Source organism: Algoriphagus ornithinivorans (genome assembly GCF_900115305.1).
GTDB classification, from domain to species: domain Bacteria; phylum Bacteroidota; class Bacteroidia; order Cytophagales; family Cyclobacteriaceae; genus Algoriphagus; species Algoriphagus ornithinivorans.
The window spans coordinates 1-13,098 of record NZ_FOVW01000007.1 but is presented as its reverse complement, the minus strand read 5'-3'; the positions used below and the strand labels follow the sequence as shown (position 1 = coordinate 13,098).

Here is a 13,098-nt window from a genome sequence, read left to right as displayed (position 1 = left end):
AGAACTTGAAGTTTTAAAAGGAAATTGGTTTCACCTTCTCATTCTCTACCTTCGCCACCAAATCATACAGATCCAAGGTTAGACAAAAATCAATATCTGCTTCTATTCCTTGATTTTGAAGTCTTTTGGCATGAGATGCCTTGCTTAAATAAGCTGAAAGTTGATGTCCTTCCTTTTCAAAAAGTGATTTCATCGCTAATGCACCATCTTCTTCAGCAGCATGAGTGCTTTCCAAGGATTTGACTAATGCTCCCGCATATAAAGAATCTTCCAGATTAAATCTGCCTTTCCATCCCGCACAATGAACCAAAACATCCTTTTCCTGCTGCTGAATATAAGCTACCGTAGCAGATAGGTTGGGAAAAGCTCCGATCAATATCTCATCAGCCTGACTGGATTTTGATATGGCCAAAGTTCCGTTGGTCGTAGTCATTGCCAACTTTTGCCCGGAATAATCATCCTTCAAAAAAGCTACCGGGGAGTTCCCTAAATCAAAACCATCAATTTTCAACCCATTTCTTTCAGCTGCAATCAAATAACCTTTGCCTCTCATTTCTCGGCAGGCTTCTAAATCAGCGAAAGTCATGATTTCATCAATTCCATTTGCCAAAGCAGCGATCATCGTGGAGGTAGCCCGAAAAATATCGACTACCACCACGATTTTCCCTTGCAAATCATGCAAATGAATTAATTCTGGGCTGAAGCAGACTTCAATGTTTCTCATCCTTTCAGCAAGGGTAGTTTTTCAACCTGAGCTTTCAGATTTTTATTTCTAACCTGTATGAAGATTTCTGTTCCAGGTTTGCTGAATTCTGTTTTCACATAGCCTAAACCAATTCCCACACCCATTGATGGAGACTGAGTTCCGGAGGTTACTTCACCGATAGTGATTCCGGCTTCATCTACAATAGGATAATGTCCTCTTGGAATTCCTCTTTCCTGCATGATAAACCCTACTAGCTTTTTGTCTACACCAGCTTCTTTCTGAGCTTTTAGCGCTTCTGAGTTGATGAAATCTTTTGTGAACTTGGTGATCCAACCCAATCCCGCTTCGAGAGGGGAAGTCTCATCATTGATGTCGTTTCCATACAGGCAATAGCCCATTTCCATTCTCAGGGTATCTCTTGCGCCCAAACCGATCGGCTTGATGTCAAAATCTTTTCCCGCCTCAAAAATGGCATTCCAGACTTTTTCAGCATCCTCGTTTTTCACATAAATTTCAAATCCACCAGCTCCAGTGTATCCTGTGCCAGAGATAATCACATCTTGAACTCCTGCAAATTCACCTACGGTAAAATGGTAAAATTTTACCTCTGAAAGATTCACGGGGGTCAAAGACTGAACTGCTTCGATTGCTTTAGGGCCTTGAACAGCAAAAAGTGAGATTTGATCAGAAATATTAGTCAATCGAGCTCGCATGGTATTGTGCTTATTCACCCAGGCCCAATCTTTATCAATATTGGATGCATTGACTACAAGCATATATTTTTCTTCAGCAAACTTGTACACGATCAAATCATCTACAATTCCTCCGGTTTCGTTCGGGAAGCAAGAATATTGAGCCTGCCCATCTACTAATTTTGAAGCATCGTTTGAAGTGACTTTTTGGATCAAATTCAAAGCTTCTGGTCCTTCGACCATAAATTCACCCATATGGGAAACGTCAAATACCCCAACTCCATTTCTGACACAAAGGTGTTCTTCGTTATCAGAACTGTATCTTACAGGCATATTGTAACCAGCAAAAGGCACCATTTTGCCTCCTAAGGCAATGTGCAAGTCATTCAGTTGGATTTTTTTAATTTGATCTTCCATTATTTGGGTTCTTTTTTTAACGAGGGCAAAGGTAAGGAATGAAGTCTAAAATGGGCTAGGTTTAAGCCCAAAAAGAAAGGCAACCTGATGAGGTTGCCTAACATGTTTTTATTGGTCGATAAATTCCAGAAGTGGAGAATCAGACAGAGAAACTTTCTCCGCAGCCACAAGTTCTGCTTGCATTGGGATTGATGAATTGAAATCCTTTTCCATTCAGTCCATCTGTAAATTCCAATGTAGTACCAGCTAGGTACAATAAACTTTTGCGATCTACGATTATTTTGATGCCTTTATCCTCAAATACATGGTCTGTATCCACGGTTTTTGCATCAAAGCCTAAATCATACATAAGACCTGAACAGCCTCCGCCTTTGACGGAAACTCGGATGTTTTCATTTTCAGTTCGGCCTTCTTCTTTTTTCAACTCCAAAATACGCTCTTTGGCCTTGTCAGAAACGATGATCATATATTTATAACTTTACGTCTTCAAATTAACTCAGATGCAGAACATGCTGCATGCTGAAAAGATTCAAATACAAATATACAAAATCTAAATAGCAGGAATCGTACTATTGTTCATTTTCGCTTTGATTGCGGGCGGGAAGCTCGAAGACCGAAGACGGATTTGACAATAATTCAGCTTTTAGATAGATTCATTAGACTAGACATTTGAACGAAATAAAACTATAAATGAGGAAAATCGAACATATAGGAATTGCTGTTGCAGATCTTCAGGAATCCAATTTACTTTTTGAAAAACTCCTAGGTAAAAAGCATTTTAAAACAGAAGTAGTGGAGGGAGAGGCCGTAGAAACTTCCTTTTTCCAAGTGGGAGAAACCAAAGTGGAATTGTTACAGGCGACCCGGCCAGAAAGTGCCATCGCCAAATATTTGGAAAAAAAATCTCCTGGAGTCCATCATATTGCTTTTGATGTAGAAGATATCCATGCAGAAGTAGCTAGATTAAAAGGAGAAGGGTTCGAAATATTGAATGAAACGCCCAAAGAGGGAGCCGACAATAAATTAGTTGTATTTTTGCATCCCAGAAGCACGAATGGGGTGTTGGTGGAATTGTGCCAAGAAAAAAAGTAGGCAGTAGTGGAAAGTCTGAAAGCTGAAGTGAGAAAGCTGAAAAAGAAAGTCTGAAAGCTGAAAAAGAAAGTCAGAAGTCTGAAGTGAGAAAGCTGAAAAGTAGGCGGTAGGCAGTAGCAGTAGGCAGTAATGTCAGCCTGAGCGCCTGCCTGGTCGTCAGACAGGGAGTCGAAGGCTATTAGGAAAATCAGAAAGCTGAAGTGAGAAAGCTGAAAAAGAAAGTCAGAAGTCTGAAGTGAGAAAGCTGAAAAGTAGGCAGTAGGCAGAAGCAGTAGGTAGTATTGCCAGCCCGAGGTTTTCCTGGCTGTTGTATCAATTTGGAGCTTTAAACATGGCCCTAAATTCTAATAACCAATAACTCAATACCTAATATCTCATTAACCGATAACCCAATAACTAATAACTCAACAACGAATCACATACCAAGAAATGTCAGAAAAGAGAACAGAAATAAGCGAAATTGGTGAGTTTGGACTCATTGATCATTTGAATGAAAAAGTAGCCATCAAAAACTCATCTTCACTCAAAGGAATCGGAGATGATGCTGCAGTGATTGAAGCTGGAGATCATGTCAAAGTAATCACTACTGATTTGCTTTTGGAGGGTGTTCACTTTGACCTAGCTTATGCTCCACTACCTCATGTAGGGTTCAAAGCTATAGCAGTGAATATTTCTGATGTGGCGGCGATGAATGCAATCCCCAAGCAAGTCACAGTATCCATCGCTCTTTCCAATCGATTCTCTGTGGAGGCTGTGGATGCACTGTATTCTGGAATACATGCAGCATGTGAGCATTATGGGGTGGATTTGATAGGTGGAGATACTACTGCTTCAAGAAGTGGCTTGGTTATATCTGTGACAGCTATAGGAGAGTCTAAAAAGGAGCAAATTAGCTATAGAAACGGTGCAAAAGTAAATGATATCCTTTGCGCGACTGGAGATCTGGGTGCAGCATTGGTTGGGCTTCAGATTCTGGAGAGGGAAAAACAAGTATACTTGGCCAACCCAGATATGAAACCGGATTTGGAAAAATACACGATTGTGACAGGCCGACAGTTGAAGCCTGATGCACGAATGGATATTATTCATGAGTTGAGGGAATTGGATGTGGTACCTACATCTATGATGGATATTTCGGATGGTTTGGCCTCAGAGATATTTCATATTTGCAAAGCTTCGAATGTGGGAGCCACCATCTATGAGGATAAACTGCCAATCGATAAGCAAACCTTCGATACAGCTGTTGAACTAAATCTGGATCCAATTACTTGCGTACTGAATGGAGGAGAGGATTATGAGTTGCTTTTCACAATAGATCAGAAGGATTTCAAAAAGTTGGAAAAGCATCCGGATATCCATTTCATCGGACATATTTCCAAACCTGAAGAAGGGAAGTTCTTGGTTACCAAAAGTGGAACCGCAGTTCAGCTAAAGGCTCAAGGCTGGAAGCATTTTTAGAATTAGGAAAATTTAATCTGCGATAATCTGCGGGAAATTTTATAATAAAATAAAACCCTCCAAGCATTTTGATAGGCTTGGAGGATTAGAATTGAATTGTCTACCTACTCTTCCGGATAAGGCACATAGACGAAGCTGGTAAAGGCTCCATCAATGACAAATAGGCAACAAAACTCATCTGGATCTTTGTAGGCCTTTTTAAATTCTTCCAGAGCATCCTCAGCGATCAGTTTTCGTTGGACAAATTCATCTACATAGGTGATGAAGTAATTCCAGTCTAGATTTTTCTCCGCTTTCCCCAAGAATATTTTACCGATGGGTTGCATCTCTTTAGAAATTGGAAAAATCGGGAAGTCCGAAAAGCCTCTGGACCTTACCTGGTAGGAGGCTTCTTTTAGTAAATCAGAGATTTTGACAAAATCCGAGGTAATTGTTCCTAGATATTTCCCGCTTAATTCTGGATCGTTGAAATCAGATATCATGATTTGAGCGTTAAGAGTACGACATTTTCTACGTGATAGGTTTGAGGGAACATATCAACAGGTTGAATTCGTTCCACTTGGTATTTTTCTCCCATCATAGCAATATCCCTGGCTTGAGTGGCAGGATTGCAGGATACATAGACAACTTTTGGAGCCTCTAATCTCAAAAGCATATTCACTACATCCTCATGCATGCCTGCTCTTGGTGGATCGGTAATAATGACATCCGGTGCAGCGTGGTTTTGGATAAACTCTTCGTTTAATACATCCTTCATGTCACCGGCATAAAAAAGAGTGTTTTCTATCTCATTAATCTTTGAGTTCAACTTGGCATCCTCAATTGCCGCAGCTACATACTCAACGCCGATTACCTGCTTGGCTTGCTTAGCAACAAAATTGGCGATTGTGCCAGTACCCGTATAAAGATCAAACACCACTTCATCACCTTTTAATTGGGCAAACTCCCGTGCGACTTTATACAATTCGTAAGCTTGTTCTGAGTTGGTTTGATAAAAAGACTTAGGTCCGATTCGGAAATTTAAGCCTTCCATTTCCTCTTCGATATACGGCAAACCAGCATAGGTTACTAAATCCAGATCATGGAAAGTTTCATTGCCTTTGGTGTTAATCACATAAAGCAAAGACGTGATTTCCGGGAATTTATTCTTCAAAAACTCCATCACCAACTCGATTCCGGCAGGATCATTTTCACCAAACTGCACAATGACCATGGATTGATCAGTAGAGGTGGTACGGATGATGAGATTTCTCAATAGGCCCACTTGCTCACGAATATCATAGAAGCTGAGTTTGTTGGCCAAAGCGAAAGCTCTTAACTCATTTCTGACATCATTGGAAATGTTTCCCTGAAGGTAGCAATGTTCGATATCGATGATTTTATCAAACATTTTGGGGATATGAAAGCCCAAGGCATTTCGGTCAAAATCCTCTCCCGATCTGATCTGCTCTAGGGTTAGCCATTTTTTGTTGGAAAAAGTAAAGTCCAACTTATTTCTGTAGTACCTGGTTTTTTCTGATCCTAAGATCGGAAGTACTTCAGGAATAGGGACTTTGGCGATTCGTTGAAATTGGTCAACTACCTGCTGTCTTTTGTAGTTTTTCTGAAGATCGTAATTGATATGTTGCCATTTGCAACCTCCGCAGGTGCCAAAGTGCGAGCAAAATGGCTCGATTCGGTCCTTGGAATACTCGTGAAAGTGAATTGCTTCACCCTCCATGAAGGAGCTTTTTCCTCTGGTAATTCGAACATCCACTACATCTCCGGGAGCAACCTGATTGACAAAAACCACTTTTCCTTCATGATGCCCTACGCACTTCCCTTCGGAAGCAATCCGCTCGATCAATAGGTTGGTGATGACCTTATTTTTCATTTTTCTCGACATGGCCGCAAAATTAGGGAAAAAAGATGGCTGTGAGAAACGGAACTGTAAACGAAAATATTATATATTTAGGCCTATTATTAAAAAATAGTAGAATGAAGTCATTGTTTGTTTTTTGCATCTCACTTTTGATTTTTTCTTGTTCCGAAAAATATAAAAAAGTAAATCTCATTAAGCTTGACTCTTATAGTCAGAAGGTAATTCCGATCAATAATTTATCCACTGAATTTTCGATTCTCTCTCAGCTAAGTTTTCGGGAAGATGGAGAGGTTCTGTTTATTCATTTGAATTACTTTGATTCTGACCCCAATTACTTATTTGTCAATTCATTGGATGACCCTGAGATGGATTTAGTATTAAAATTTGATGGAAGAGGGCCCAATGAAGTTGGTGGAGTGACTGACTTTTATTTTCATGATTACGATTCTATATTTTTGATTGATAGGTATCGCTATCAGGTAAGCTTGGCTGACTCTTCAGGTGAAGTTTTGAAAAGATATAGACTAAAAGAAAATGATAGTAATATGCCAGGGGAAGATTCAGTTCTTCCCTGGGTAACATCTAAATCTAGGATTTTTAAACGTGGGAGGTATTTATACATCCCGTGCATTCCTGATCAAGATCCATTTAAAAGCCAATACAAAAGAAATAACCTTTTAATCAAATTGGATTTGAAATCGGGTGATTACACGACTTTGCTAGGGTATCCTGAATTATATCAAACCGGTGATTTTTGGGGTAATCCCGATCATATACTTCCTAGTATATCCCACTCAGATGACCCCGATTTCATGCTTGTCAGCTTTCCTTTGGCAGATTCTATCTACAAGTTAAACCTGAAGACTGAGGAAATGGAGCCATATTTTCTGATGAGGAGTGATCAGCTTGATCCACCGGTTTTCATAGACTTCAAGGATATTCAGTCAGATAGAATGATTCAGTATCAATATGGTACTGATTATTATTTTTCTTTTAATTATGACCCTTTTCGAATGCTTTATTGGAGGGTTGTTTATAAAAAATATGACGATGAGTCGCTAAATAGAATAGTCAATCGTAAAGGAGCTGGAAAAGCCAATAAAAAATACATGATTGTTTATGATAAAAATTTAAACCGAATTGGTGAGTTTGGTTTGGATTCAATTCCCAAATTTGGAGGCTTTGATTTCATTATTTTAAAAGATGGTCCATATATTTCTGTCACACCCGAGGATGTGGAAGATGAGAAGGTTTTTCAGAGAATAATTATAGAGTAAAAGATTGATTTGTTTAACGACAGATCAAAGACATCTGCTTTTGATTATTGAATGATATGAATTTCCGCTTTCTTACCAGTAAGTAGACAGAATTGCGACAACCAAAATCAGGCAAGGTAACGGAAGCTTCGGTCTTCAGTCATCGGTCTTCCAGTAGGTTAAGTTAAGAAACTATGGTAAGTGGCAAGATTGAGGTAATCAGATTGAATGATTTTATATTCTGATTTTCAAAAGGCTTCTCATTCCCTATCTTTAACCCATTAAACCGTATTCATGAAATTCAAAGATCAAGTCGTTCTCATTACTGGAGCTACCTCAGGAATCGGTGAAGCATGTGCCGAAATTTTTGGAAAGCAAGGGGCGAAAATTGCTATCACTGGCCGTAATCCTGAGAAACTGAAAAATACTGAGCAAAAATTAAAGGAATCTGGTATTCAGGTTTATTCGATTTTGGCAGATGCTGCTAAGGAGGAGGATAACCGTCACATGGCCGAACAAACAATCAAACATTTTGGACGGATTGATATCTTGATCAATAATGCGGGGATTTCCATGAGAGCTTTGTTTGAAGACTTGGATATGGAGGTTTTTAGAAAAGTGATGGATACCAACTTTTATGGGACTGTCTATGCTACCAAATATTGCCTTCCTTCAATCTTAAAATCCAAAGGCTCGATCATCGGGATTTCTTCCATCAATGGTTACCGAGGCACTCCTGCCCGAACAGCCTACACTGCGAGTAAATATGCGATGAATGGATTTTTTGAATCCCTCCGTACAGAGGTGATGAAAAAAGGAGTACATGTTCTCGTTGTCGCTCCAGGCTTTACAGCCTCCAATATCCGAAATACTGCCTTGACAGCTGATGGTTCCTCTCAAGGAGAATCCCCCCGTGACGAAGCCAAAATGATGACTTCAGAGGAAGTGGCACAACATATTTTGAAGGCAACATTGAAAAGAAAGAGGGATATGGTTTTAACTTTTCAGGGAAAATTGGCCGTGTTTCTGAATAAATGGATGCCGGGAATTCTGGATGGAATTGTGTATAATCAAATGGCCAAAGAAAAAGACTCGCCTTTTAAATAAATGCCCGAATCCATCTTTCAAACTTATCTCAATCGGCTCACGGATTTGTCGACTAAAAACAGATCCCTGTATATGCCAAGATTGAGTGGATTTGGGATGATTGATTTGCAGGATTTTGATTTTTTGACCGGAGCGCCAGCATTTGAACTGATTCGAAAGCTAATACAAGGCAAAAGGCAGGTTTCTTTAATTCCAGAATTGGATCCGAGATCAGCCAGCTCCAATCAGCTTTCAAAAAGTCTTTCCCGCTTGGCTTTTAGAGATCAATTAATTCAGGAAGAAACCGGAGAGCAAAGTCTTTATCTGGCTTGGCTATTTGTGGAGGGGAAGTTGATCAATGGACAATTAATGAGAGCTCCATTGATACTCAAGCCAGTCGGGTTAGAGCGGATTGATTCTCAATGGAAATTGAATTCCTCGGAACCTTGGAGATGGAATCCGGCCTTTTTGTTGGCCTGGAGGCATGCCACCAAACAGCGATTACCGGATAATTTTTCTGATGAGCAATTGGAAAATTTACCTGCTGATCCTACTGAATTTAGAACTGCTCTCAATCAGATAGTACAAAGTAATTTCTCTATTCAAGTTCAATCCAATTTGTTTGAAGATCGGATTCAGACTTTTCCTAATTCTCAGATTCAAGTGGATCAGAATCAGTATCAGGAAGGAAAGCTTACTTTAAAACCCTATGCTGTGTTGGGTCCTTTTGCCCAAAAAGGGAGCTTCCTTTTTTCTGATTATGAGGAGCTTAATGCTGAAGGCCAGGATATGAGTCTTGAAGATTTGTTCTCAGCCCATTTTGAAGCACCAGAAAACCGCCCCTTTCCCAGAGAAGATGCGATGTTTCCTATTTTTCCTTTGGATGCATCACAGGAAAATGTGTTCCTGAAAGTTCGACAGGGTAAAAGTATGGTAGTAGAGGGTCCTCCCGGAACTGGCAAATCCCAGTTAATTTCCAATCTGGTATCAGATTTTATTGCTCGGGGAAAGAAGGTTTTGGTAGTGTCTCAAAAGAGAGCTGCTCTGGATGTGGTTTTTGAGCGTATGGCAAAAGTTGGGTTTGGCCAATTTTTGGCTTTGGTACATGATTTTCAGGGGGATCGAAATCTACTTTTTGAAAAAATTAAAAAGCAGATCGAATCCATCGAAGCCTATCAAGAGCAAAATAGAGGAATAGATGCCATTCATTTGGAACGAGAAATCTCTAGAAACTCAAGAAGCATAGCCAGACTTTCTGATAAATTGGAGGATTTTCGTCAGGCTCTTTTTGATAATAGTATTGCAGGTATGCCAATTAAGGCGATGTACCTCCATGCGGATTTGGAGAAACCTGCCCTAAAATCTAGCAGCCTTTTAAAACTCAATCAGGAACAGGCAAAGACTTTTGAACAAGATTTTAAAATCTATGCGCGCTACCAGGAAAGGTTTGAGCCTAGTTTTTGGAATGAAAGAAAGTCATTTGCCCAAGTTCAAGCTGCTGATTTTCCCCGTATTTCTCAGGCAATTTGGGAAGTGGAGGGCTTTAGAAAACAGCTTTTTGAGTTAGATTCTTCTGGTTTAGCGAAAAAAGAAGTGAGCACCGAGCTTCAAATTCAAAATCAACTCCAGAAGTTTCACAGAGCCTATAATTCCTTGCAGCAGTTGAGTTCTGAAAAATTGGATTCTCATCTGATTTTAGAGAAAGAGCAAGTTAAAAAGCTTAGAAAACAACAACTTTTCTTGATTGAAGAGAAAAAACAATTGGCTCAATTGAAATTTGAATTGAAAGCTGATCCCCAGGCATATCAAGTAGAATTAGAAGTTTTGCTTTCTAAATCCCAATCATTTTTCGGAAAGCTTTGGGTCAATTTGAACCAATCAAAGTACCCTTTGGTATTTGGACTCTTGAAGGGCAATGAGCTGAAATTAGGTCCTAGCATTCTTCGGGATATTCAAGAGGAACTTCAAATCAGAATCCAACTTCAGGAAGAAAAACAAGCTATACCTCAAAGCTTGGCTATTCCTTTTTCGGAAGATGCTGAACTCGATATTCATCGCTTAAATCTTGCCTTAGATTGGATAAACGCTTGGCAGGAATTGGGTGATTGGCATTCTCTTTTGAACCCAACGAATGATCTTTTCAGACAATTAGAAATATGGATGGAGGTATTAGAGAAGGGATGTGCTTCTTGGACTTTTTGGAAAACGTGGTTGAGCGAATCTCAGATTCAATCACTTTTAGAACAAGGGCTTTCTTCTTGTATACCGGAAAATGAATTGAACTGGAATGTGGTTTATACCGAATTAGTGGCTTTTGATCGCTTTTTACTAGGATGGGATAATCAAAGTTTAGGATTAGAACTTTGGCAAGAGTTTTCCAAAGAAAGTATTGCTAACAAAGTTCAGGTTTTTTGGAATGGCTGGTTTTTGGCCTGGATTGCAGAGTTGGAAAGGAGATTTCCTGTATTGGCAGAGGCAGGTTCCCTGAAAATGGAGTCAGAGCTGGAGGAGCTTCGAAAGTCTATTTTGGAAAAAAGAAGCTTGTCTCAATATATGGCTCTTTTGAGATTACGGGAGCAAATGAGTCAGCATTTGGAATACAACCGACTTGGAAACAGGGTGACTTATAGAGAGCTTTTGCATCAGGTTAGTAAAAAAAGGCAGCGTTGGGCTATTCGAAAATTGGTTCAGGAATTGGGTGAAGAGGTATTTAAACTTTTGCCCTGCTGGTTAGCCAGTCCGGAGACTGTATCTGCTCTTTTCCCTCTAAGGAACCAATTTGATTTGGTGATCTTCGATGAAGCTTCCCAATGTCCTGTTGAATTGGGTTTACCGGCCATGCTTCGCGGAAAGCAGGTGGTTATTGCAGGTGATAATAAACAGTTGCGGCCTTCAGATTTCTATCAGGTCAAATGGGAAAGTGAGGAGGATGGTTTAGAGTTTGAGGCAGAGTCATTGTTGGAGTTAGCTGGGAATTTCTTCCAAAGTGCTAGGCTAAAGGGACACTATCGGTCTGCTGACCCTGCCTTGATTCATTTTTCCAATACCCATTTTTATGAAGGTCAATTGGAAACCCTTCCGGACTATGCAACCATTCAAGCCGGAAAAACTTCTTTTTCCTGGGAAAAGGTAGAGGGGATTTGGGAAAATCAGGTCAATCAAGTGGAGGCTGATGCAGTTTTGACTAGAGTTAGGCAAATTCAAAAAGATTCTTCAGAAGATAGTATTGGAATAGTGACAGGCAACTATTTTCAAATGGAGTTGATTCGGGAGAGGCTTTGGAAAGAAGGGCTTGGGCAGGCAGGAATCAAAGTTCGAAATATAGAAAATGTACAGGGGGATGAGTTTGATCAGGTGATCTTATCTTTGGGTTATGCTCCCAATCGGGAAGGGAAATTAGTAACGAATTTTGGCTTATTGAGTAAATCGGGAGCGGAAAACCGTCTCAATGTGGCTATCAGTAGAGCCAGAAAGCAATTACACCTGATATCTTCTATAGATCCAGAAGACTTTCGTTCCGGTCAATTGCAAAATCCTGGTTTATCCCTTTTAAGATCCTATTTGATTTGGGTTCAGAAGCAAAGCAAGCAGAGAGCCGTTCCTGCTCCGGAAGTTGAAGCTGAAAAATTTGAAATTGATTGGAGTTTGAAAAAGAAGTTGATGGAAAGCGATTCAACTTATTCCAGTCATATACCTTCGGCGGTTATGGATTTGCTTCGAGCTGACCCTTCTGGTGATCAGGTTGCTATTTTAACTGATGATCAACGCTTTTATAATTCACCCACGGCCAAAGCAGCCTTAGCTTATCATCCTATTTTATTGGAAGAGAAAGGCTGGAAATGGAAGATGGTTTGGAGCAGGGGAGGAAGTATGAAGGCTTAAGTGAAAAAGCTGGAAAGTCTGAAATCTGAAGTGTGAAAGCTGGAAAGGCTGAAAGTAGGCAGTAGTCAGTAGGCAGTTTGCAGTTTGGGATGCTTGTGGGTTCAATAGTGTCGTCACTGCGAGGAAGGAAGCAGCCTCATAAAGTATGAAAGCAAAATTGAGAAAGCTGAAATCGTACCGTCTTTGCGAGGAGGAGGTGCGACGACGAAGCAATCTCAAAGTCTTTTAGCAGGTTTTGTAAAAAAAAGCTCGCAGTGTCGCAGCGATATATTCTCCCGCAAAGAAGAAAAGAAGCAAAGAATTTTTTAAAGTATTTACCAAATCACACCTCTGGTGCTATTTACAGGATGGGTTGCAAACAGCCTCAGAGAGGCGTTTTGGTTGTAGAATAGATTAAAATAGGGAGTAAACAAGAGCTTCGGAGAAGCGATTTGGTTTTCATTAATCTTTTACAAAGAAAGTCTGGAAGATATTTTGAGAAGTCTGAAATCTGAAGTGAGAAAGCTGGAAAGTGTACATCCCTAAATAACGTTGACCGTTTGGTTCAACATTCATTTATAAATTCCATCGGGCATATATGAGCCAGAGGTTCTTCTCTTGGGCAAACTACTTGGGGGCTCGATGCCCCCGAGTAGTTTTTCTTTCCTT

General features: G+C 40.0%; 10 protein-coding genes. 5 read left to right on the top strand and 5 right to left on the bottom strand.

Features of this window, described 5'->3' with window-relative positions; genetic code table 11:
* Positions 1-13 precede the first annotated feature (13 nt).
* The 3 genes from BM073_RS11700 to BM073_RS11690 all read right to left on the bottom strand — a co-directional run bounded on the left by BM073_RS11700 (position 14) and on the right by BM073_RS11690 (position 2,281).
* Complete coding sequence (locus tag BM073_RS11700; protein WP_091654364.1) at positions 14-724, bottom strand: 2-phosphosulfolactate phosphatase; 711 nt, start codon at positions 722-724, stop codon at positions 14-16.
* Positions 721-1,815 (bottom strand): glycine cleavage system aminomethyltransferase GcvT, encoded by a 1,095-nt coding sequence (gene gcvT / locus BM073_RS11695; RefSeq protein WP_091654363.1) that lies wholly within the window; start codon positions 1,813-1,815, stop codon positions 721-723. The genes BM073_RS11700 and gcvT overlap by 4 nt, the downstream gene beginning before the upstream one ends.
* Before the next feature lie 139 nt (positions 1,816-1,954).
* On the bottom strand, positions 1,955-2,281 hold the full coding sequence (locus BM073_RS11690; protein ID WP_091654361.1) for a HesB/IscA family protein: 327 nt from the start codon (positions 2,279-2,281) through the stop codon (positions 1,955-1,957).
* Positions 2,282-2,505: 224 nt separating this feature from the next.
* Here BM073_RS11690 and mce point away from each other — a divergent pair, with 224 nt between their 5' ends.
* Both mce and thiL read left to right on the top strand, forming a co-directional pair.
* Positions 2,506-2,907: a methylmalonyl-CoA epimerase gene (gene mce, locus BM073_RS11685; protein ID WP_091654360.1), complete on the top strand. Its 402-nt coding sequence runs from the start codon at positions 2,506-2,508 to the stop codon at positions 2,905-2,907.
* Between the two features lie 429 nt (positions 2,908-3,336).
* On the top strand, positions 3,337-4,365 hold the full coding sequence (gene thiL, locus BM073_RS11680; protein ID WP_091654358.1) for a thiamine-phosphate kinase: 1,029 nt from the start codon (positions 3,337-3,339) through the stop codon (positions 4,363-4,365).
* Between the two features lie 104 nt (positions 4,366-4,469).
* Here thiL and BM073_RS11675 read toward each other — a convergent pair whose 3' ends face one another.
* Entirely contained in the window at positions 4,470-4,847 is a 378-nt protein-coding gene (locus BM073_RS11675; protein ID WP_091654357.1) for a hypothetical protein, read from the bottom strand.
* Positions 4,844-6,250, bottom strand: a complete 1,407-nt coding sequence (rlmD, locus tag BM073_RS11670; protein ID WP_091654355.1) for a 23S rRNA (uracil(1939)-C(5))-methyltransferase RlmD — start codon at positions 6,248-6,250, stop codon at positions 4,844-4,846. Before rlmD ends, BM073_RS11675 begins: the two co-directional genes overlap by 4 nt.
* Positions 6,251-6,342: 92 nt before the next feature.
* On the opposite strand from rlmD, the gene BM073_RS11665 reads away from it, so the two are divergent.
* The 3 genes from BM073_RS11665 to BM073_RS11655 all read left to right on the top strand — a co-directional run bounded on the left by BM073_RS11665 (position 6,343) and on the right by BM073_RS11655 (position 12,450).
* A complete protein-coding gene (locus tag BM073_RS11665) occupies positions 6,343-7,503 on the top strand; it encodes a DUF4221 family protein (protein ID WP_175557899.1) in 1,161 nt (386 codons plus the stop codon).
* A gap of 273 nt (positions 7,504-7,776) precedes the next feature.
* Entirely contained in the window at positions 7,777-8,589 is an 813-nt protein-coding gene (locus BM073_RS11660) for an SDR family oxidoreductase (RefSeq protein WP_091654351.1), read from the top strand.
* Entirely contained in the window at positions 8,590-12,450 is a 3,861-nt protein-coding gene (locus BM073_RS11655; protein WP_091654350.1) for an AAA domain-containing protein, read from the top strand.
* Positions 12,451-13,098 lie beyond the last annotated feature (648 nt).

Excerpts from the sequence above, each read along its gene's own strand:
- BM073_RS11700 (WP_091654364.1), bottom strand. The coding sequence starts at position 724 with ATGAGAAACATTGAAGTCTGCTTCAGCCCAGAATTAATTCATTTGCAT.
- gcvT (WP_091654363.1), bottom strand. The coding sequence starts at position 1,815 with ATGGAAGATCAAATTAAAAAAATCCAACTGAATGACTTGCACATTGCC.
- BM073_RS11690 (WP_091654361.1), bottom strand. The coding sequence starts at position 2,281 with ATGATCATCGTTTCTGACAAGGCCAAAGAGCGTATTTTGGAGTTGAAA.
- mce (WP_091654360.1), top strand. The coding sequence starts at position 2,506 with ATGAGGAAAATCGAACATATAGGAATTGCTGTTGCAGATCTTCAGGAA.
- thiL (WP_091654358.1), top strand. The coding sequence starts at position 3,337 with ATGTCAGAAAAGAGAACAGAAATAAGCGAAATTGGTGAGTTTGGACTC.
- BM073_RS11675 (WP_091654357.1), bottom strand. The coding sequence starts at position 4,847 with ATGATATCTGATTTCAACGATCCAGAATTAAGCGGGAAATATCTAGGA.
- rlmD (WP_091654355.1), bottom strand. The coding sequence starts at position 6,250 with ATGTCGAGAAAAATGAAAAATAAGGTCATCACCAACCTATTGATCGAG.
- BM073_RS11665 (WP_175557899.1), top strand. The coding sequence starts at position 6,343 with ATGAAGTCATTGTTTGTTTTTTGCATCTCACTTTTGATTTTTTCTTGT.
- BM073_RS11660 (WP_091654351.1), top strand. The coding sequence starts at position 7,777 with ATGAAATTCAAAGATCAAGTCGTTCTCATTACTGGAGCTACCTCAGGA.
- BM073_RS11655 (WP_091654350.1), top strand. The coding sequence starts at position 8,590 with ATGCCCGAATCCATCTTTCAAACTTATCTCAATCGGCTCACGGATTTG.